Here is a 20,188-nt window from a genome sequence, read left to right as displayed (position 1 = left end):
TATCATTAATTAGAAAAGTAATAGAAATGAAGAATATATTTATTATCAATGGTGGGCAAACTTTCGCCCATTCTGGTGGATTATTTAATAATAGCTTGACAAATTGGACCAAGGAAACCTTTGAGGAACAAGGGTTTTCTGTTCGAGTGACTTCTGTAAATGATGCATATGATCCTTTTGATGAGGCTGAAAATTTTAAATGGGCAGATGTAATTGTTTACCACACACCGATTTGGTGGTTCCAAGTACCTTATTTATTAAAAAAATACATCGACGAAGTATTTACTGCTGGTCACAACAACGGTATCTACAGTAGTGATGGACGTAGCCGTCGTAATCCAGAAATTAATTATGGTACGGGTGGATTAATGCAAGGCAAAAAGTATATGGTGACCAGCAGCTGGAATGCGCCAGATACTGCTTTTACCTTGCCCGATGAGTTTTTTGATCAGCATACACCTGATGAAGGTATCTTGTTTGGCTTTCACAAGATGAATCAATTTGCCGGCTTGACACGTATCGCAGGAATGCATTTTCATGATTTAGAAAAAAATGCAACGCCAGAGCGTATAGAAAACTATCGAAAAGCTTATATTGAACATATAAATAAGGTACTTATCCCTCAACTATAAAATATGGAAATTGAATTAACGGTTATCATCAAGGCGAAGCCTGAATTTCGAGAAGAAGTGGCAGCAGCTTTGCAAAATATGGTGCGTGAATCGCATAAAGAAGAAGCTTGTTTACAGTATGATTTGCACCAAGGAAGAGACGATCAAGATGTATTTATCTTCCATGAGCGTTGGCAAAGTCAAGCAGGGCTAGATGTCCATAACGAGAAGCCTTATATTAAAGCTTTTCAAACTTTGGCCGCAGATAAATTGGCAGAAAAACCTGTATTACACTTCACGAAGAAGTGGGAAGCCTAATTGTTTTTAGCGATAGGTGAAGTTTGTGTTATACACGAATGTAGAAACTCTTTTAAGGGAGCTCGATGTATCATCGGGCTTTTTTTGTCGTTCTATAAAGGTACTTTTTCTAGCCTTTAAATTCGCTAGGCGGTAGGCCAAAGTATTTTTTGAAGGCAATACTAAAATTATTTTGATGTGAAAATCCGACGAAGGAGCTCACTTCGGCAATGGGTAATTGTTCTTCGATAAGTAGTTTGCGGGCTTTTTCCATACGCAGTCGTGTGATGAAATCGTAAACCGTGATGCCGAAGTATTCCTTAAAACCACGACGTAGTTTAAACTCGTTCAACCCTACCGCGCGTGATAAATCTTTTTGCGTAGGCGGAGCTGCATAACGTTGCTTCAGCAGTTCACGCGCTTGTTCAAGCTTGAGGATATCATCTCCTTTAATTAATTCTTGTTCTTGTCCATTGCCGCCCAGCTGTTCCAGTTGGTACATGAGCAACTCTAAGATGCGTGCTTCGGTATGCATACGTTTCAGTTCGCCAATTTGTTTACAGGTAATCATATCATCTATCACCCTGCGCATCTCCAGTGTGACAAAGAAGTCTTCCGATGAAAAAGAAGTGTAGTTTCCTTGTTCGATTTCGCGAACAAAGTCTTCATGTAAGATAGAATGGCGGTCGATTAAATTAAAGTAGTAATCTTTACTGAGCACTATCAGGAAATACATATAGTCAATGCCTTCTTTTACTTCATGCTCGGTACTCGTGGTCGGGATGTAGCGTATGTTATGACGGCTACGTCCATAGAGCGCATTGGATTTTCCTTTGCTCTGCTCAGCGGCTTTTTTATAAAATATAAATTGACTGGTAATCGTTTCTCCGTTTACTTCGGTATAAATGGAGGTCGGGGTATCAAAGCGCATCTCAGAGTGCATCAGAAATAAGCCACCCGAAGTGAATTGCTTATTAGCTAATGAAATAGCTCCTTGCTGTATAGATACGGACTTTTCGGCCAAACTGTAGTTTGGCACATAGGCGTCTGGGACATTTTCTTCAAAAAGCCAGTCGCTAAGCCCTTCAATGCGTGATTTGATTAACATGCTACAATTCCATTCTATCGGTACAAATATACAATTATAATTGTTATTTAAAATGATTCTAAATAAACTGGTTTAATATTACAAATTTATGTCAACCGACGCTTTTGCAAACATCGTTGGTTTCACCGGTTTGGGTACAATATAGCTATGCAAGGTGCCCGGATCAACCTTTACTTCTGCATCTATTCCAAAAATAGTATAGATGTTTCGTGCGGTTATGACTTCGGAAGGAGTTCCATCCATCAACTTTCTTCCATTTTTCATTAAGAAAAGTCGGTCTGCATACTGTGCCGCGAGGTTGATATCGTGCAAAACAGCCATCACCATCCATCCTTTATCGGCCAAAGCTCTTGCTAAAGCTAAGGTTTGGTGTTGAAATTTAATATCCATTGCCGAGATAGGCTCATCTAAAAGGAGTAGTGCATTGGGCTGATGCCATATTTGTGCTAATACACGCGCAAGGTGGACCCTTTGTTTCTCGCCACCGGAGAGGCTTAAAATCGACCTATCTTCCAAATGTTGAACACCACACAGCAACATCGTTTCTTCAACTACCGCTAGGTCTTTTTCGCCAGGCTTTTGATTAAAATGAGGATAACGCCCCATCATGACCACCTCTCTAACGCTGAAATCTGATGATACCGAAGGTTGCTGCGCCAGTGTGGCGCGCATCGTTGATAGCGCAATCGGAGAATAGGCTTTAAGGTTCGTTCCACAAAAGTGAATGCAGCCTTCTGAAGGTTTTTTCTCCGCATTGAGCAAATGAATCAGGCTTGATTTGCCGGCTCCGTTGGCCCCTAAAAGCGCAACCATCTCTCCCGGGCGAATGGCAAAGTTGATTCCTTTGAGGATGCTGTGTTTTTTAAGGGTATACGTTAAGTTTTCTGCAATAAGCATTGTTGATGAATAGATTTAAAATGTATCGATTCTTATGCAGGCATTAAGCCACAATTTTTTTCTTGTCACGGATTAAAATAAATAAAAATAGGGGAGTCCCGAGCAGCGCTGTCACGACCCCTATAGGTACTTCTGAAGGGATGGCTACGGTGCGTGCGATAAGATCGGCAATAGTAAGGATTGTACTTCCTAGTAGCGCCGATGCAGGCAAAACATAGCGGTTGTCAGCACCGCCAATCATGCGGACCGCATGAGGCACGAGAAGGCCTACAAAACCAATAATTCCCGATACGGAAACGGCAGCACCTACGGCTAAGGTTACGACAAAGATTACCCGTATTTTATTTTTGCTGGGGCTTTGCCCTAGTTGGTAAGCTTCTTGCTCACCTAGCGAAAAGCTGTTAAGTGCCTTGGCCATCCAAGGGAGAGCTACTAAGGCTAAAGCTGTGCAGGGCAATACGGTCCATACGGTATCCCAGTTGGCACCACCTAAGCTACCCAACATCCAGAAGGTGATGGAGCGTAGCTGTTGTTCATCTGAGATAAAGGAAATCATTCCCGTTAGGGATCCCGCCAAAGCGTTGATAGCTACGCCGGCTAAAATCATAGTGCCTATATGTGGTTTGCCGTCGTGCAGGGAGATGCTATAGACTAAAAAGGTAGCTATGCCAGCCCCAAAGAAGGCACCAAAGGCAAGTATATAATGCCCAAAAAGAGGACCTAAGGTCGCAAATAGAAGACCTTCAAAAGCAATGATGCTTGCTGCTGCTAAGGAGGCACCAGCCGAAATACCAATAAGACCAGGTTCAGCGAGCGGGTTGCGGAATACGGCTTGTATGGATGCTCCGCAGATGCCTAAGGTAGCACCCACCAAAATACCCAGCAAAGTGCGTGGCCAGCGTACCAAATGGATGATACCACTGTATAGAGGGTCTTGCGGCTCTTGGCTGGAAAGGTGCAAGGTGTGTAGCATATTTTTCCAAATATCAGCGATAGGAATGGTAAAAGCCCCTAAACTAAGGGATAACAAAGTGGCTATAAGTAAAATGATGCTTAAGCCTAGAAACACTAATTTTTTCTTCAAGAGCTATTTATTTAAGGGCATTCAATTGGTTACTCAACTCTCGGATGGCTTGTGGTAAGCGTGTCGAAAAATTCACCGATAGGGGACCATCAATGGAAAGAACAGTTTTTGTTTTTCCTGCATTGGTAAGCGATACGCCGGGCATATTGAGGATTGCCTGTTTACCACCGAGGCTGCTACTTCCAAAATCGAAGAGTAAAAGTGCATCGGGGTTAGATTTTATTAGCGCCTCTGTGGTATATGGCTTAAAATCGTTGAACTCCAATACCGCATTGCGGCCTCCGGCCAATGTGATTAAAGCATCTAGCGAACTACCTTTTCCGGCTACACTCATCACGCCTACACCACGCGCATAGATAAACAAAACGGTAGGTTTCTTCTTATTGCTAGCAATGGTGCTTTGCACGGATTTTAAGTCGGCACGGAACTGGGTGATTAGTGCATCTCCCTCTTTTGTGGCAGCTACGGCATCAGCCACCGTTTTGATAAAGCGCTCGGCACCTTTTACAGAATACTCTTGCTCGATGATTTGAACCTTGACACCCAGTTGCTTTAATTTAACTTCTAAATTATAGTTGATATCGTTTTTTGTAGCGAGTATTAAGTCCGGCCGAAAGGCTAATAAACCTTCTAAGGAAAAGGTACGGTCACGGCTGGCACGAGGTTTCTGTTTGATGGCGGCCGGATATTCACTGGTTACATCTACGGCCACGATATTAGCCCCTTTTCCGAGTGCATGTACGGTTTCGCTCAAGGCACTGCTTAAGGTGATAATCCGCTTCTGTGCGAGGGCACTCGTCGGGCTGCTCAGGCCTATGAGTACGCTAAAGAGTAAAAGGTATCGCTTCATCATGCTGCAAAGAAATGGTTATTGCGAAGTAAAACCAAGGATTTATATAGACTAATTAAAAATAATACGGATTGCATATAAAGAAATACGGATGGCATATAAGGCCTACGAGAAGTCTTGACCATTTTTGTAACATGATAAGCACCAAAATCAAAGAGGCAACGAAAGAAGCCCACCAAACCTTAGAGAAAGCTGTGATTCTACAGCTGAAGAGCATTCGTAGTGATAAAGACTATGCTGAAGTATTGAAAAAGTTTTATGCTTACTTCCGTGCTGTAGAGCAGGCGGTAGCTCCATTTATCACAGCTGCTATTTTGCCTGATCGTGCGGAAAGAAGAGATTCTAGCTATTTAAAGACGGATATTGAAGAATTAGGATCTACAGTAGAAGAATTGCCTACTGCCACAGCACCAGCTATACAAAACGTAGCACAAGCTTTTGGCGCGCTATACGTATTGGAAGGTTCTATTATGGGTGGTCCTTATATTGTACAGATGTTGCAAAAATATGGCTTAAGCAAAGGATTTAACTTCTTCTCAGGCTACGGCGAAAATAGTGGGCAAATGTGGGGTTCATTTTTGGCCGTTTTCAACGCTATTCCACAAAGTGAGGCGGATGAGCAAGAAATGTTACAGTCTGCGGATGATACTTTCTCTCGCTTTGGAGATCTATTTTTAATCGAAGCAGCTGTTTAATACGAGCTTCAAGCAGGAAGTACTGTTCTTGCAGTACTTCCTGTCTTATGTAGACTTATTATGTCATATTTTGACAAAAAAGGTCGCATTTGGCGGATTTAATACAATGCGTCTATAAAATAATACGGATTGCATATATAAAGTTTTAGGAATAATAAGCACATTTGCGATATGTTATTTAGAATTAGATTAAATAAGATTTTAACCATCGCTACATTAACTTTGCTTGTAGCTTGTAAGAAAGACGAATCCACCGATCGTGGGCTTGAGGATGGGAAGAGTGTCTTGGTGAAAGATTTAGCTGGCGATACGAAAGCTTCGATTGCGAGTGGTATTGATGGGAAGGAGAAGCGTCCTTTCTATACATTTTTGTACAGCTTGGAGCAGAAGCGTCAGATTTGGATTCGTACGGCATCTGATTCGGCGACGCATCTAAAGACGAACACTTGGGATATTGCTTTTGCCGGTAATTACAACGGAGAAGTGCAAATTAATAACCGTAAATATGAAGGAACGCCAGGCTTTGGTGGTCCTGTTGAGCGTTCTGCTATTGTGATGATTGCGGAAGCGTATGAGAAAGTTACGCAAGCACCTGCCGACAGTGAGTTTGATAAAAGTCAAATCAGTAGTATTGGTATGGTAGGGGGAGCACAATCAACAGGTTGGTATAGTTATGATATGACGAGCCACATCTTTAAGCCCTATTCCAACCGTACCTATGTTTTACGTTTGCCAAGCGGTAAGTATGCAAAACTTCAATTGGTAAATGTTTATAAGGGCAATCCGCCAGCAGTGACAGATATGTTTTGGCCAGCTCCTTATTTAACATTTAAGTACTTTGTACAGGCTGATGGAAGCAAAAATCTAAATACAAATTAGTTTCTGATAAAACCAGTTACTGGAGCTATATCGTTATGCATTTATGCATGACCTGGGACCTTATTAACCCTATACTACACATGAAATTTTACAAACAATGTATGCACCCAAGAACAAAAATTACCCTTTTTCTATTTGGGCTGATATTAACTTTTATATCCTGTGGAAAAGTTTACGATCTGAATGGCCATGATTGGGAGCCCGAGACACCTATGAGTGACTCGGTTTTTAATCGAGAAATATATATCCGCAATTATGGTGATAATTTGCCTGCAGGTCATAATCCTTTGGATGCTATGGACCCGATGCTCTTTAGCTTAGAGCGATTCTCTTCGATTAATCTTTTTTATAAAACGACTGAACGTTGGGATTTATCGTTTTCTGGAATCTTCAGAAGTAATATTGGTGTAAATAACGGGCGTACGGCAGGTATTGGCTATGGTAGTTCGGCAGTTGCTGAAATTGCGGTGCTTGATACACCTTATAGCAAAGTGACCCATGTGCCCGAGAATTTGCTGTTCCAAGCACCTGGTGAAATTGGACTGGATGCGCAAGGAACAATATCCTACCAGATGGGGCATGTTATATACACCTTCGGTGGAAATTTTGTGCGTCCTGATAAAGTAACAGGATACGATGAGAATGATCCTGTGGCAAGCCAAGAGGCTAATCAATATCGCCATATGTTATACTGTCTTTCTGAAGATTTGATTAAAACTTTTCCGAAAGCAAAAAACTTGCAAGGAAAACCCTTGCGTCCGCGTACGTTAATCATCAAAACTGCGCGAGGCAATTATGTGAAGCTTGAAACACAGTCTATCTACAAAGGGATTACCGACCCATTGCAGATGCGTAGAGGGTATGAAGTGCCTATTTATGCCTTCCGTTATATGGTGATTAAAGCGGATGAAGCTCGTTTTGGCTTTGTTGCACGCAAGCAATCATTAACCGTCAATATGTCTAACAACTCCGTGACGGTCGGAAAAGAAAAACTATAAACTGATTTAATTACATTAACTATAACATTAATGAAACAAGTAATGCATCGTATCCAAATAGCCTTTATTGGTATCGTTGGATTTATGACTCTTTTATCTTGTACCAAGACTAAAGAGATAGATTTCGAAAAAGAGTCATCAAACAAAATTTTAGAATTTAAAATTACAAATAGTCAACAGCAGCTTTTGGCGGCTATTGATCAAGATAAAAATACAATCAATGTTTATATTCCATACTATCTTGGTTTGGATATGTTGGTTCCTGCAATTAAGCTAGATAAGGGCGCGAAGCTCGTAGATGAGGCAGGTAACGATATCAACTTAGATGGAGGTGTAGATCCGGTATGGGTAGGTTCTGAGGCTACTTACCGTGTTAAAGGGGAGGATAATACCATCCGTACGTACACGATGACGCAGCAGTTTTTACCTTTTAATACACCATTAAAGGCTGGTTATACAAAGACGGGTGCGGATACTAACCCGATAGAAAGTGCACCGACTTATTGGTTTTATGTATATGGGAATTTTGCTTCCACAAGCACTTTTGCGAAGTTCAAGTTCACAGATAAAGCGACAGGGAAAGTATATAAAGATTTTACCAACATTGTGTCCGTTGCCCCAAGTGCAGATGTATATACAATGACGGTTGCCTTAGTTCCCGAAGCGATGGCAGGTGATTACAAAGTTGAGGTAGAGCACCAAGGTCGTACAACACAGTTGCCTGATATGAAGATTGTGTACAGACAGCCATTCCCTACATTCTTTAATAGTTCAGCTCCCAAAACGTATCATGTTGGCGATACCTTATCCATCATTCCGAACGCATTTGGCGCTACTTCAGGCCAAGGTGTTTATGTTGAGCTAGATCGCGTTTATTTAAAATTTGAGGATGTTAAGAAAGTTCCTTCAACATTCCCAGCATCGCTTATGAAAACTGCAATTCCAGTAAAAGTGGTTAGTCAGACGCGTAGAGAAGTGAAATTATTAATGCCAGAAGTGCCTTTAGGTCAATATCAAATTGAAGGTAACCAGATGATTATGTACTTCGACTATGCACATAGTTATGGAAAGGATGTACGTACCGTAGTTATTAATGGAGATATTGAAATAAAAGCTAAGGCCAACTAAAACGCAAAAGAAAGATGAAAAATATAAATACGAAAAGTATAATAAAGTGGGGTGTTGGTATAGCCTGTTCGTCCCTATTCTTCTTGTCTTGTCAAAAGACAAACTATGAACAACTAAAAAGACCTTACACGGATGTGTTAAGTTTTAAAATAGCCAGTGAATATAAAGGAATTGACTCTTTAAATGCTGTTATATCGGGTGATAGTATTAGCATTTATTGGGATCCAGCGACACCATTGCCAGCATCTATTACACCTCATATTCAAGTAGCAGCGGGGGCAACAGTACTTCCAGCTTCTGGACAATCTGTTCCTTTCAATAACAAAACTGTATTTACAGTGACTGCAGAAAATGGGACAACGAAAACTTACCGTTTAGCACCGCAAACGAACCACCCGGTACCTGTTATTTACCGTAAGGCGAATATAGGCCCAATGGTAAACTGGGGATATGCCTTGTTGGATAGTTATTACACGCTACGGGCACCAAACCCAACTGGTCTTTATTTCTTTGTTGGTAATGACCCAACGGCTGCAAATGTTGATATGCAATATTCCATCAGTGGGAAAGTGGTGTCGATGCCATTGAGCACGTTTGTTACGCCTCAAAAATTTACCGTTGAAGGGGAGTATTTCTTGACAGGACAAGGAGATAAGAAAGATTTCCGCATGTTTATCAAGCGTTTGAAAGATGGTTTTGAGGTGGAGTCGGAAATAGAGACGCTTACGGAGAACAAAATTGTATCGGCGTTTCCGAAGTTCACTTCCGTACAAGATACGGGGATTCACCAGATGATCCTAAAGATGAACGGTTATACGGTAGAAGGCGATAAAGTAAATATTGGCCCGCCAGCACCTTCTTACTTAAAAGGAGATTTCAAATTCCCTTCGCTTAAAACACCTTTACGTGTTGGTGATGATGTTTTGTTAAGTTTTGAAAATATACGTGACGATTATGATGGTAAAATAGCAAGCTATTATAAGCTGAAAGATCTAGTACGTGTGGAGTATGTATTCCATACATCAGGCTCTTCGTCTATGTCGTTCTTAAATGTTGCAGCGAAGGATTTAACGATTAATGGTAGTGAAGTGAAGCATAAAGCAACAGCACCATTGCTTAATTCTCCACACCCTTTGATGGCAGTAAACTTTGTTTTCTATATCAAAGGAACAACTGTTGCAAAGAAGGCTTTCCCGATGCCAGCAGGCACCTTTTTTTTAAAGGCTAACTAAGCTGTAGGGATTATTTCAAAGTTATCTATACGAAAGTGTGCCGTCCTCATCAATAGATGATGACGGCACACCTTATCTACGATTATGAAAATCAAATTTTTTAAACAACGTGGCCTTCAGAAGGTGTTTGGGATGTGCTTGGTCCTGATCTTGGCTAGTGCATGTTATAAGCTAGAAGATTTAACGCCCAACTTCGAAGATGCCAATAGCACGGTAGTGTATGATTTACCTGGTGATACGTTGGCGACCGATGGTTGGGAAGAACGCCTCGAGGCGGGCGATCTTTACTTACGCCAGCGTTATTATACGTCGAGCTGGACGGATTCTATTCGTTTTGTGGGCCGAGGGAATGAGGTTATCAACGCTGCTGAGGGTAGTGATGTCGATCCGGAAGGAAAGCTTGCAGAAACGTGGAAAGCGGAAGTTCGTGCTCGCGAGAAAGCTATAAAATGGCTGCCTAATGCGACCGCGCATCCGGCGACAGCCGCAAACAACGAGGCATATCTAAACACGAGCGACAACTTACACTATATCCGTAGGAGCAACAACTGGTATCAGATGGAGATCAAGGTAGCACCGCAGGCCGCGCAGAAAGAAAATATAAAAGTCAATTGGCGAGGTTTCTTGAGTACGCCACCTGTGGGGCCTGCTGTAGGTTGGGCATACCGTGATAACGAAAACTTACGGGTTTATATGTACAACGGGAAGGCATGGGAACTGATGACACAAAATGCAGATTACAATCAAAACAAGAATTTTATTCAGTTGCATTTTAGTAAAAGTGGTAAAGCTGCCGGGATGTATAGTTTGTTTGTTTTCCGATTTAAAGATGGATGGCAACATTTTGTGCGTGATGCGGCCGATTCGGCGCGTTTCCTGAAAACGGATGAATGGGATATCGCTTTCACAGGGGAGATGAATAGCACCATCTTCTTGAATAACGGCCGTAACAAAATGGGACCTAGCACGGGGAGCCCTATTACTAAATCGTCGCTTATCATGTATGAATATGGTTATGATTTTATGGACGAAGCTCCTGAAGATGAGTTTTTTGATAGCCGACCGGCTGATAATTTATTGATTAGCTATGCATCACAGTTTGGTACGGGCGTAAATGCTTGGTATCAGATGGGGAGCACGTCTATTGCGAAACCCTATCCATATCGTGCGTATTACCTGCGTTTACAACAGCCTGATGGGAGCTATCTGTATGGTAAGATGCAGTTGATTAGTATGTATAAAGGAGCGCCAGAGGTGTTGACTGATGCTAATTGGCCAAGTCCATTTATGACCTTCCGCTACTTTATTCAAAAGGATGGTAGCAGGAATCTGAAAACGAAAAAATAAAAGGGAATCATCGCTATAACAATTGATTAGATTATGAAATTATATATAACCCTTTTGGTCTTCGTTTTTTCGATGACGACGACATTAAAGGCACAGCAGGCACTGGTTAAAGGAAAGGTCGTTGATGCGCAGGGGCATGGCATTCAAGGGGCCACATTAAGCCTCGAGGGATCAACGGTTTCTACACAGACGGATTCTCTGGGGAGCTATGCATTGACGTTAAGTAAAGCAACACAAGCTGTCCGTGTGACAGCAATAGGTTATAAAAGTATCCTGCTTAACTTGTCGCGTGCGAAAAATAATGAAACTATTGTTTTGCAGGTCGATCAGCAACAAATTGATCAGGTGACGGTGCAAGGCCGTAAGATCAATGCAAACACAGAAACTTTAGTTAAAATCGAACACTCTATCATGCCGGTAACGGTTATCGATCGTCGTACCATCGAATTGATGGGTAGTCGACGTTTGGATGAGGTGCTGAAGGAGCAAACGGGTATTGCTATTGTGAACGATATCGGTGGAGGCGCTCGTGCCGTAGGGGTACAGATGCAAGGATTTGGGAGTGAATATATCTTGGTCTTGATTGATGGACAGCCTATCGTAGGGCGTAACAATGGTAACCTTGATTTGTCGCGTATAAGTGTGACTAATATCGAACGGGTAGAAATTACAAAAGGATCGGCTGCTGTTATTTATGGTGGCGATGCTTTGGGAGGTACTATCAACGTGATTACCCGCCAGGTGGTGACCGCTCCACAGGCTGTTTTCTCGGGAAGCTACGGCAGTAACGAAACGGCAGATATCTCTTTGGATGGTGAAGCGCCAATTCTTAATGGGAAAGGTACATTCTCCGCAGGAGGAAACTATTACCATACAGGCGGTTTCAATACGTCAAAAGGATTAATCAAAGGAAGCACATTGCCTCCTTATGATAATTATGCGGCGCATGGACGATTCCGTTATAAGTTTGATGAGCATAATACTTTCTCTACTAGTGTGCGCTATGGTTTACGACGTAGTTTTATGGATAAAGCTTTTTCGGGCACCAAGTATCAATCACAAGATGTGCTGGACGAGAAAGATTTGAACTTAATGGTCAATTTTGATCACCGTTTTAACGAACGTTGGCGCAGTATGACACGTTACTACTATACACGTTTTGATGTGGATATGTTTGTAGCTTTAAGTCAGGGGGATAGTCTTAATCAGACTAACTTCGGTCAGAATTTACACCGTTTTGAGCAGCAAGTAGCCTATACCATTCCAGATCGTTTAAATGTGATTACTGGTTTTGGTGGTACTTTGGAGCAGATTGATCAAAATATATTAACCAACAACAATAAGATTAAAGCTTATTTCGCTTATTCGCAAGCCAATTGGAATATCTTACCAAAATTGGAGCTTACTCTTGGTTTGCGTTACGATCAGATTGTAGATTACGGTTGGCGCTTGGATCCTAGTGCCGCTTTACGTTACCAGATTTTGCCCAACTTAACGGCAAAAATGGCTTATGGAACAGCTTTTAAAGCTCCTGATATGAAAAAGCTTTACCAAGTTTCTTACGATCCTAGTATCAATAGTATGTTGTTGGGGACATATACGATGCGTGATGTTATCAATACCTTACGCGAAAGCGGTAGAGTAAGTCAGTATGAGCTAGAGCCTATTTATGATGAAATCAAGGGTAAAGCGCTAAATGCAGAGATGAGTAAGTCTTATAATTTTAGCTTAATCTGGGAAAGTTCAGATCGTAAGTTGCGTGCCGAGGCGAGTGCTTTTTATCATGATATCAAAAATCAAATCAACCGTGTGTTGATTGGTACCGATGTTTCTGGCGGATTAATCTATTCGTATCGTAACAATCCGGAAGCTTACTATAAAGGAGGTGATTTTTCGTTTTCTTATAGCCCTATACCTGCTTTGCAGATTAGTGGAGGCTACCAATATCTGATTGCGAAAGATCGTAGCATTGCACGCGAGATTCGTGAAGGTGGGAAATTCTATTCGCCATTGTTTGATCCTAAAGGAGGCACGGTGAATTATACGCCATCCGCTAAAGACTATTGGGGCATGGAGAATCGCTCCAACCATATGTTTAATGCACGTGTTTTTTATACGTACCAACCGTTGGACATGACCTTCAATGTACGCATGAACTACCGTGGTAAGTATGCGTTTGCGGATCGCAATAATAATGGGTATTTAGATCGTTTCGATACGTTCGTGCGTGGTCATTATTTGGTAAATGCTGGGGTAGAGAAGAAGTTTCCTGCACAGCGCTTAGCTATACGTGCATCGAGTGAGAACATGTTGAACTTTGTGGATCAGAAGATGCCTTTCCAGCCAGGGCGTGTATATTTTGTTGGGTTAACATATCAAGTATATAAAGATAACTAGGAGACAGATGCGTATATTATTTTTAAGTCTCCTGTTTTTGTTGGGTTTGCAAACAACGAGTTGGGCGCAAACGGGCAACTTGCAAGGAAAGGTGTATAACCAGCATACTGTAGCGCTTCGGGGTGCTACAGTAGCTTTGGAACCCGATAAACATTGGACAACAACAGATAAGGATGGGAATTTTTCTATTCCTAATCTTTATCCTGGCACGTATAGCATCCGGATTAGTCATATCGACTATCCGGATTTTGTAGATACGGTGCTTATTGAAGTGGGGAAGGATGCGGTGAAGTGGATACAGGTGGCTAGTCAGGGTAAAAGTATCGAGGAGGTTCTTGTCAAGCAAAAGATGAATGAGCAGGAGTCACCCGATCAATTGTTGAAGCTTAGCCGTTCGGCTATGCCGGTGCAAGTGATAACGCGTCGTACGATTGAGCTGATGGGAAGCCGACGCCTAGACGAGGTGCTGAAGGAACAAACAGGTATTGCCATCGTGAATAATATTTCCGGCGGCAGCCGATCGGTAGGTGTTCAATTGCAGGGTTTCGGTAGTGAGTATGTGATGGTATTGATTGACGGCCAACCGATGGTGGGGCGTAATAATGGTAATTTCGATTTATCACGTATTTCTGTCAGCAATATTGAACGTATTGAGATTGTCAAAGGAGCTTCTTCTTGTCTTTTTGGGAGTGATGCTATGGGTGGCGCTATTAATATTATTACCCGCTATGGGGCGATAGAGCCGCAGGCGCAGCTTGCTTTAAACTACGGGAGCTTTAACATGTTGGATGCGACATTGGATGCGGAAACTCCTTTTGATCATCAGCGTGGATCGGCCCACTTTAGTGCCAATTATTACCGAACAGATGGCTTCAATACAAATCCTTATTTACAGTCGGGACAGTCGAGTCCTCCGTATCGAAATTTGGACTTACAGTCGCGCGTGCGCTATCAGCTACATAAAAATACTTACATCGGTACGAACATCCGTTATGGTGCTCGGAGTTCTGATATGCAGAAAAATTGGGATAGCGATTGGCAAGCGAAAGATACCCAAGATGAACGTGATATTAACTTTTCCTTGAGCTTGGACCATACCTTTCGTTCGGGCATACGCTCGGTGAGTCGCTATTATCTGTCCAATTATAATGTAGACCAGTATAATACGTGGAAAGGTGAGGAGGGAAGTACGGGGTTAAAGTTTATCCAAACGGTACATCGTGTGGAGCAACAGTTTGCGAAGAACTTCCGTAGTGGGCTTAATCTTACGGGGGGGCTTGGTGGAAGCCTTGAGGATATGAACGACCGCGCTATGGGAAAAGTGCCGACTTTGTCAACGATGTTTGCTTACCTACAAGCGGATAAGCGTATCGGTGAAAAGCTAGACTTACGCGGTGGATTGCGTTATGACCGTACAAATAGTTATGGTGGTAAAGTTAACCCGAGCTTTGGTTTTCAATATTATTTTGATGAGCATATCTCCGTAAAAGGAGGCATCGGTGCTGGATTTAAAGCGCCAGACTATCGCATGCGCTACTTGGTGTTTTATAACCCTTCGGCCAATTATATGGTTATTGGTAATGAGCTGTTGAAAGAGACATTAGGGCAGATGCAAGAAGCTGGACAAATTAGTGAGGTATTTCATTTGGCGGATCGTTTAAATCAAAACCTTAAACCGGAGCGCAGTACTTCGTATAATTTGGGCACACAATGGAAACCGACGGCTTCTGTGCTGATTGAAGCAGGTCTGTTCTACCATTATCTGCGTAACCAGATTGATGCCGTTCCTGTAGCGACAGGGACGCAGATAAGTCAAATCTATAGTTATCAGAATTTGCCTAAAGCAACGAATAAAGGGGTTGAAACCAGTGTGCAGTGGCAGGTGACAGAAGATTTGCAATTTCAGCTAGGCTATCAATATTTAATGGCGAAAGATTTGAGTGTGAAAGATAGTATACGTGCCGGAAACTGGCCTTACAATCAGAAAATTCATGATCCTAAAACAGGGGTTTCTAAAGAGCCTACTGCTGCTGATTATTGGGGAATGCTGAATCGCTCGCGTCATATGTTTAATGCACGATTATTCTATCAGTTTAAGCCTTTGCAGATGAACGCTTCCTTGCGCGCCAATTACCGGGGTAAGTACCCTTTTGCGGATTACAATAATAATGGTTTTATTGACCGCTATGATATTTTTGTGCCTGAGCACTTATTACTTCATGCTTATGTAGAGAAGTCTATTTTGCGTGATCGTGTGAGTTTACGCTTTAATGTGGATAATATACTTGATTTTAAGCATGAGCTGATGCCTGGACAGGCAGGGAGAACTTGGATGGTTGGTGCACGATACCGTATACAACGTTAATCTCTTTTCTTTTTCTATTTTAAGCGTCCTTTCCGATTTGTGAAAGGACGCTTTTGTCTTTTTACGATAGGAGTGAGGTTCTAAAGATCGCAACCGCTTGTCCTTTGATTTGTACACGTGAAGGGACTCCATTTTCAAGGTTTACAGTGACATGTACTTCACCTAGTCGGTGAATAGCTTCGCCTTGGCGACCAGTAAATTTTACGGTATCTCCAGTTATAGGGATAAGTCCGTGCTGCACGAGGTAGCCTCCTAGTGGGCCGTGCGCATTTCCGGTCACGGGATCTTCGGTTATGCCAATCGCAGGTGCGAACATTCGGCCATAGCTAAACACAGCGGCCTGATCAGTGTCTAAGGTGAACACGAAATAACCATTGCAATTGATGACTTCACTGAGTACTGTTAGTGCTTCCGCGCTGGGCTGAAGCTGATTTAGCTTTTTACGGCTTTTAATGCCTATCATGACTTTCGAATGTCCTGTCGAGGCAATTTGTATAGGGCAATTATCGGCAAGGTCGGCGATGTCTAGCCCTAAGCCCTGTAGGAGTCTCGCTTGGTTTTCGAGTGAAAGCTCTGGGCTTAATTCAAATTTACCTTGGGTCATTGTGATTTCATAGTCGTCGTCTATCTTTTCGACAAAGATTGGAAGGATACCTATTTGTGTTTTAATATGCAAGGTGCAGGTTGATAGCTCATCCTCTAGTGCTACGGCATAGAGGGCCGCAATGGTTGCATGTCCACAAATTGGTACTTCTGTTGTCGGCGTGAAATAGCGGATGTGGTAATCGTAATCAGCATTCGTAGAGGCAAGGATAAAAGCGGTTTCTGAATTATTCAGTTCGCGTGCTATATCCTGCATTTCATGTTCATTCAATTGTTCGGCATGACGCACAACGCCTGCTGGGTTACCCTTAAATTTTTGTCTTGTAAAGGAGTCAATTTGGTATATGATAGGTTTTTGCATGGTCTATTTTTATTACGCTGTAGGCTTTTATCGTAAAGCTACATAAATCGACTCATTTAGTCGTGCATGTTTTGCTGTGTTACTATTTTCTTGATGAAAAAAACTATCGATTTAATGTTCAAACGAATATCAGCGAATTACCTAAATCAGTATATTTGCTCCCACTATACCATTCTTAAAAAATTAACATATTTGAAATTATATGGCCGAAAATTGTTTGAGCTGCAATGAAGTAATTACTGGGAAGTATTGCTCAAATTGTGGTCAGAAAGCTAAATTAGACCGCATTAATGGTCATTATATTAAACATGAGATTGAGCATGTTTTACACTTAGAAAAAGGAATTTTTTATACCGTGAAGGAGCTGATTTTACGTCCGGGGAAGACGGTGCGTTCTTTTATTTCTGAGAATAGAACCCGACTGGTTAAACCGATTATTTTTGTTATCGTTACCTCTTTGATTTATTCTTTATTGAGTCATGCTTTCCATGTGGAGACGAGCTATATCAGTTTTCAAAATACGGATGGGGGTAGCGCTGTTAATTATTTGGATAAATGGGTTAACGACCATTACGGCTATTCAAATCTGATGATGAGCATTTTTATTGGTTTGTGGATCAGGTTGTTCTTTAGGAATTATGATTATAACCTCTATGAAATCTTAATCCTTTTGTGTTTCGTGATGGGGGTGTGTATGTTAGTTTTTTCAATTGCTACTGTCCTGCAAGGCCTAACGCATGTCTCTTTTTATATTACTGGGTCTGTCATCTTTTTGATATATGCCACTTGGGCTATTGGTGATTTCTTTGATGGGTCAAAAAAGAAAAACTATTTTAAAGCATTAGGCGCTTACCTTTTAGGTATGCTTAGTTTCTCTTTTCTTGTTGCATTTCTTGGTCTCTTTATTGACTTTTTGATTAAGAATTTTGCAGCATAAGTTTTTATAAAATTATTTAAGATGTTGAGAAGGCTCATTGATAAAACAATGAGCCTTTTTATTTTCTTTATTTTGATGTTTTTTACCATCATATTTGATGGTGAAAACCACGATTTGTCCAGTCATTACAACGTTAGTTCTCTTGATAAACAGAGGCCTTCAAACGAACTTTGTTAGCAATAAAAATGCATGTTTATGTTTAACGGAACAAGTTTGATGAATCAAGCCTTTGAAGGCTTAATAGGCTCTTTTATGCGTCGTTTAACGGTTGTAGAGAGTCGTTTTGTAACACCTAAGGTGAAAATAACACGGTTGCAAGGAAATCTAAAAGGGTTTAATTTTCAGTTAGGCGATGCGGTGGCTGTCTTAGTGGGGGAGCGCAAGCTTCGAAATTATACAGCTGCTTTTGTCGATTTGAATTTAGGTTTTCTAGATATTGTAGCACATATCCATGGAAATGGTCCTGCGAGTCATTTTTTTGAACATTTGCAGCTTGGTGCTGAGGTGCAAGTGAGTATCCCTAGAGGGAAGAGTTTTTACGATGCATCGGTCAAAAAACAGGTGTTTTTTGGTGATGAAACGGCCTTAGGCTTTGCCGTTTCTCTTTTACCCTTTTTTAAAAAGCATAAGCATGATTTTCATTATTGTTTTGAGCTGGAGGCCGAGAATAAAAATAGCCCTGCATTATTAGGTTTGTCTAATTATACAGTTTTTCCTAAGGATGGTTCTTTGGTTGATCAAACATGGATGGAGCAGCAGTCAGACTTTTGTTTCGCTGATTGGCAGTCTGCGAATTTTATAATCACGGGTAATGTGAACTCGGTGCAAACCTTACGAAAGCTTGTGAAAAATGAAACTTTGGCTAACAAAATTTATAGTAAAGGCTATTGGTTGGCTGGAAAGAAGGCACTGTAGCATCTAGAGACTAATATGTTTTAGAAAGCGAGATATATTTAAAATTTATCATAAAAAAGGAAAGTGTTGTTGGAAATTCATAATTTGCGGGCTTATATGGTAGTAAATGAATAACGCTAATCTTTCCTTATTTAAATATATACAAGCAGATTTTGATGATTACCAGGTTTTGGTGGCCGATGGTGACGTTATGCAGTATATTTCTGGTGATGGTTTAACAGTCACTGAAGCACGCACAAAGTTTGATTCTATTTTAGAGATTAATGCTGCTGATGAACATTTAGGCTACTTTAAGGTAAGCGATGATAAAGGACTTTTTATCGGTGATGCCAAGTTAGAGCGATATAAACATGATCCTAGTTTTCTGGAGATAGGTTATATTTTAAAGAAAGACTTTTGGGGAAAGGGCTTTGGTTCCTCCATTTGCCGTATTCTTCTGGAGCGGGCAGAACGATTGTATCCACAGGTGGATATTTTGGGTATTATTGATCCCGAAAATAGTGCGTCGAAACGTCTTTTAGAGAAGTTTGGTTTTGTAAGCTTCTTTGTCGGTATTGAGGATGATGTTCCTACCGAAAAATTGATTTTACGAAAGAGCGTTACAGTAAAATAGATGTTTCTAATAATTATTAGCTAGTTAATTATTTCTTGAAAATATTCCTTAGAACCTACAGATAGCCATATAATTACTATTTATAACCCTTTTGTCTTTATTAAATTAATATGAAGTTTTGGAGGGGCTGTTGTTAAATTAGAAAGTCTTTTCTACTTTAGCACTCCGAAAGTCAATGTCTACCTTGGTTTTAGTGAATCGTAGTCGTTTTACAAATCGTTAGCAGATACGCTAGTTGCTAAAAATATGAATGAATTTATACTTATAGAAAATTTACAAAAAGGTGATCAAGAGGGCTTTGTCGCTGTCTATCATCATTTCTATAAGCCTCTGCATTTTTTTATTCTTCGTTATGTGAAAAGTACCGAACGTGCGGAAGAAATTCTAGCGGATGTCTTTATGAAAGTATGGACGCGCAGAACAGAATTTCAATCACCTGATAACCTACGTGCTTTTTTATACATTTCGGCTAAGAATGCTAGTTTGAATGCTATTCGTGATGACAAGCTGAATTTAGCTTCAGCACCGCTGTCTGAAATTGAAGAGTTGTGGTGCGAAGATTCAGATATGTTTAGCAAGATGGTTCACGGAGAACTTATTCAGTCTATTTTTCTCGAAGTAGAACGATTGCCAGAACGTCAACGAGATGTTTTTAACCTAACGTTCCAAGAGGATAAGACTGTCGACGAGATTGCGGAGGCATTATCGATGAGTCATGCTGCCGTTTATGCTAACCGCTCGCGCGCAATTAGTACCGTTCGTCAAATTATGAAGATGAAAAATGCTCTTCCTGTACTTCCCTTTTTGTATTTTTTTGTGCGATAAGTAGAACGTTTATTAGCACAATTATCAATCCTTACGGTTTATTTTA

At 41.1% G+C, this 20,188-nt stretch carries 19 protein-coding genes; 14 read left to right on the top strand and 5 right to left on the bottom strand.

All coding sequences use genetic code 11. The features are described from left to right. The first annotated feature begins 26 nt into the window (after positions 1-26). Positions 27-632, top strand: a complete 606-nt coding sequence (locus WH223_RS06270; RefSeq protein ID WP_340046687.1) for an NAD(P)H-dependent oxidoreductase — start codon at positions 27-29, stop codon at positions 630-632. A gap of 3 nt (positions 633-635) precedes the next feature. Further along, positions 636-929 carry a putative quinol monooxygenase gene (locus WH223_RS06265; RefSeq protein WP_340046686.1) on the top strand — a complete coding sequence of 98 codons (294 nt, stop codon included), beginning with the start codon at positions 636-638 and terminating at the stop codon, positions 927-929. Positions 930-1,038: 109 nt separating this feature from the next. Here the strand turns inward: WH223_RS06265 and WH223_RS06260 are convergent, their stop codons facing one another. The 4 genes from WH223_RS06260 to WH223_RS06245 all read right to left on the bottom strand — a co-directional run bounded on the left by WH223_RS06260 (position 1,039) and on the right by WH223_RS06245 (position 4,850). After that, positions 1,039-2,016, bottom strand: coding sequence for a helix-turn-helix transcriptional regulator (locus WH223_RS06260; RefSeq protein ID WP_340046685.1), 978 nt, complete (start codon positions 2,014-2,016; stop codon positions 1,039-1,041). A 78-nt stretch (positions 2,017-2,094) separates the two neighbouring features. Further along, positions 2,095-2,913 (bottom strand): heme ABC transporter ATP-binding protein, encoded by an 819-nt coding sequence (locus tag WH223_RS06255; protein WP_340046684.1) that lies wholly within the window; start codon positions 2,911-2,913, stop codon positions 2,095-2,097. Positions 2,914-2,956: 43 nt separating this feature from the next. Further along, positions 2,957-3,997, bottom strand: coding sequence for a FecCD family ABC transporter permease (locus WH223_RS06250; RefSeq protein WP_340046683.1), 1,041 nt, complete (start codon positions 3,995-3,997; stop codon positions 2,957-2,959). A gap of 7 nt (positions 3,998-4,004) precedes the next feature. Next, positions 4,005-4,850 carry a heme/hemin ABC transporter substrate-binding protein gene (locus WH223_RS06245; RefSeq protein ID WP_340046682.1) on the bottom strand — a complete coding sequence of 282 codons (846 nt, stop codon included), beginning with the start codon at positions 4,848-4,850 and terminating at the stop codon, positions 4,005-4,007. Between the two features lie 131 nt (positions 4,851-4,981). On the opposite strand from WH223_RS06245, the gene WH223_RS06240 reads away from it, so the two are divergent. The 8 genes from WH223_RS06240 (at position 4,982) to WH223_RS06205 (ending at position 15,888) form a co-directional block, all read left to right on the top strand. Next, on the top strand, positions 4,982-5,542 hold the full coding sequence (locus WH223_RS06240) for a biliverdin-producing heme oxygenase (RefSeq protein WP_340046681.1): 561 nt from the start codon (positions 4,982-4,984) through the stop codon (positions 5,540-5,542). A gap of 171 nt (positions 5,543-5,713) precedes the next feature. Next, positions 5,714-6,421 carry an HmuY family protein gene (locus WH223_RS06235; protein ID WP_340046680.1) on the top strand — a complete coding sequence of 236 codons (708 nt, stop codon included), beginning with the start codon at positions 5,714-5,716 and terminating at the stop codon, positions 6,419-6,421. A gap of 101 nt (positions 6,422-6,522) precedes the next feature. Continuing rightward, positions 6,523-7,419: a hypothetical protein gene (locus WH223_RS06230; protein WP_340046679.1), complete on the top strand. Its 897-nt coding sequence runs from the start codon at positions 6,523-6,525 to the stop codon at positions 7,417-7,419. Between the two features lie 30 nt (positions 7,420-7,449). Then, entirely contained in the window at positions 7,450-8,547 is a 1,098-nt protein-coding gene (locus WH223_RS06225; RefSeq protein ID WP_340046678.1) for a hypothetical protein, read from the top strand. A gap of 14 nt (positions 8,548-8,561) precedes the next feature. Beyond that, positions 8,562-9,779 carry a hypothetical protein gene (locus WH223_RS06220; RefSeq protein ID WP_340046677.1) on the top strand — a complete coding sequence of 406 codons (1,218 nt, stop codon included), beginning with the start codon at positions 8,562-8,564 and terminating at the stop codon, positions 9,777-9,779. A gap of 84 nt (positions 9,780-9,863) precedes the next feature. Then, positions 9,864-11,126 (top strand): hypothetical protein, encoded by a 1,263-nt coding sequence (locus tag WH223_RS06215; protein ID WP_340046676.1) that lies wholly within the window; start codon positions 9,864-9,866, stop codon positions 11,124-11,126. A 33-nt stretch (positions 11,127-11,159) separates the two neighbouring features. Beyond that, entirely contained in the window at positions 11,160-13,523 is a 2,364-nt protein-coding gene (locus WH223_RS06210; RefSeq protein WP_340046675.1) for a TonB-dependent receptor, read from the top strand. A 7-nt stretch (positions 13,524-13,530) separates the two neighbouring features. Continuing rightward, entirely contained in the window at positions 13,531-15,888 is a 2,358-nt protein-coding gene (locus tag WH223_RS06205; RefSeq protein ID WP_340046674.1) for a TonB-dependent receptor, read from the top strand. 61 nt (positions 15,889-15,949) lie between these two features. On the opposite strand, the gene WH223_RS06200 is transcribed toward WH223_RS06205, so the two are convergent. Continuing rightward, complete coding sequence (locus tag WH223_RS06200; RefSeq protein WP_340046673.1) at positions 15,950-16,852, bottom strand: PhzF family isomerase; 903 nt, start codon at positions 16,850-16,852, stop codon at positions 15,950-15,952. Between the two features lie 202 nt (positions 16,853-17,054). On the opposite strand from WH223_RS06200, the gene WH223_RS06195 reads away from it, so the two are divergent. The 4 genes from WH223_RS06195 (at position 17,055) to WH223_RS06180 (ending at position 20,142) form a co-directional block, all read left to right on the top strand. Next, positions 17,055-17,789 carry a DUF3667 domain-containing protein gene (locus WH223_RS06195; protein ID WP_340046672.1) on the top strand — a complete coding sequence of 245 codons (735 nt, stop codon included), beginning with the start codon at positions 17,055-17,057 and terminating at the stop codon, positions 17,787-17,789. A 195-nt stretch (positions 17,790-17,984) separates the two neighbouring features. Beyond that, the gene (locus WH223_RS06190; RefSeq protein WP_340046671.1) at positions 17,985-18,704 is read left to right on the top strand and encodes an FAD-binding oxidoreductase; all 720 of its coding nucleotides are present in this window, start codon (positions 17,985-17,987) and stop codon (positions 18,702-18,704) included. A gap of 106 nt (positions 18,705-18,810) precedes the next feature. Beyond that, complete coding sequence (locus WH223_RS06185; RefSeq protein WP_340046670.1) at positions 18,811-19,317, top strand: GNAT family N-acetyltransferase; 507 nt, start codon at positions 18,811-18,813, stop codon at positions 19,315-19,317. A gap of 246 nt (positions 19,318-19,563) precedes the next feature. After that, a complete protein-coding gene (locus tag WH223_RS06180; protein ID WP_340046669.1) occupies positions 19,564-20,142 on the top strand; it encodes an RNA polymerase sigma factor in 579 nt (192 codons plus the stop codon). Positions 20,143-20,188 lie beyond the last annotated feature (46 nt).

This window comes from Sphingobacterium sp. MYb382 (assembly GCF_037572665.1).
GTDB lineage: Bacteria > Bacteroidota > Bacteroidia > Sphingobacteriales > Sphingobacteriaceae > Sphingobacterium.
Note: the sequence above shows the minus strand (reverse complement) of the source record. Positions and strands in the feature narration are given on the sequence as shown.

Excerpts from the sequence above, each read along its gene's own strand:
- WH223_RS06210 (WP_340046675.1), top strand. The coding sequence starts at position 11,160 with ATGAAATTATATATAACCCTTTTGGTCTTCGTTTTTTCGATGACGACG.
- WH223_RS06180 (WP_340046669.1), top strand. The coding sequence starts at position 19,564 with ATGAATGAATTTATACTTATAGAAAATTTACAAAAAGGTGATCAAGAG.
- WH223_RS06270 (WP_340046687.1), top strand. The coding sequence starts at position 27 with ATGAAGAATATATTTATTATCAATGGTGGGCAAACTTTCGCCCATTCT.
- WH223_RS06230 (WP_340046679.1), top strand. The coding sequence starts at position 6,523 with ATGCACCCAAGAACAAAAATTACCCTTTTTCTATTTGGGCTGATATTA.
- WH223_RS06235 (WP_340046680.1), top strand. The coding sequence starts at position 5,714 with ATGTTATTTAGAATTAGATTAAATAAGATTTTAACCATCGCTACATTA.
- WH223_RS06240 (WP_340046681.1), top strand. The coding sequence starts at position 4,982 with ATGATAAGCACCAAAATCAAAGAGGCAACGAAAGAAGCCCACCAAACC.
- WH223_RS06200 (WP_340046673.1), bottom strand. The coding sequence starts at position 16,852 with ATGCAAAAACCTATCATATACCAAATTGACTCCTTTACAAGACAAAAA.
- WH223_RS06205 (WP_340046674.1), top strand. The coding sequence starts at position 13,531 with ATGCGTATATTATTTTTAAGTCTCCTGTTTTTGTTGGGTTTGCAAACA.
- WH223_RS06195 (WP_340046672.1), top strand. The coding sequence starts at position 17,055 with ATGGCCGAAAATTGTTTGAGCTGCAATGAAGTAATTACTGGGAAGTAT.
- WH223_RS06190 (WP_340046671.1), top strand. The coding sequence starts at position 17,985 with ATGTTTAACGGAACAAGTTTGATGAATCAAGCCTTTGAAGGCTTAATA.
- WH223_RS06185 (WP_340046670.1), top strand. The coding sequence starts at position 18,811 with ATGAATAACGCTAATCTTTCCTTATTTAAATATATACAAGCAGATTTT.
- WH223_RS06220 (WP_340046677.1), top strand. The coding sequence starts at position 8,562 with ATGAAAAATATAAATACGAAAAGTATAATAAAGTGGGGTGTTGGTATA.
- WH223_RS06215 (WP_340046676.1), top strand. The coding sequence starts at position 9,864 with ATGAAAATCAAATTTTTTAAACAACGTGGCCTTCAGAAGGTGTTTGGG.
- WH223_RS06225 (WP_340046678.1), top strand. The coding sequence starts at position 7,450 with ATGAAACAAGTAATGCATCGTATCCAAATAGCCTTTATTGGTATCGTT.
- WH223_RS06260 (WP_340046685.1), bottom strand. The coding sequence starts at position 2,016 with ATGTTAATCAAATCACGCATTGAAGGGCTTAGCGACTGGCTTTTTGAA.
- WH223_RS06245 (WP_340046682.1), bottom strand. The coding sequence starts at position 4,850 with ATGATGAAGCGATACCTTTTACTCTTTAGCGTACTCATAGGCCTGAGC.
- WH223_RS06265 (WP_340046686.1), top strand. The coding sequence starts at position 636 with ATGGAAATTGAATTAACGGTTATCATCAAGGCGAAGCCTGAATTTCGA.
- WH223_RS06255 (WP_340046684.1), bottom strand. The coding sequence starts at position 2,913 with ATGCTTATTGCAGAAAACTTAACGTATACCCTTAAAAAACACAGCATC.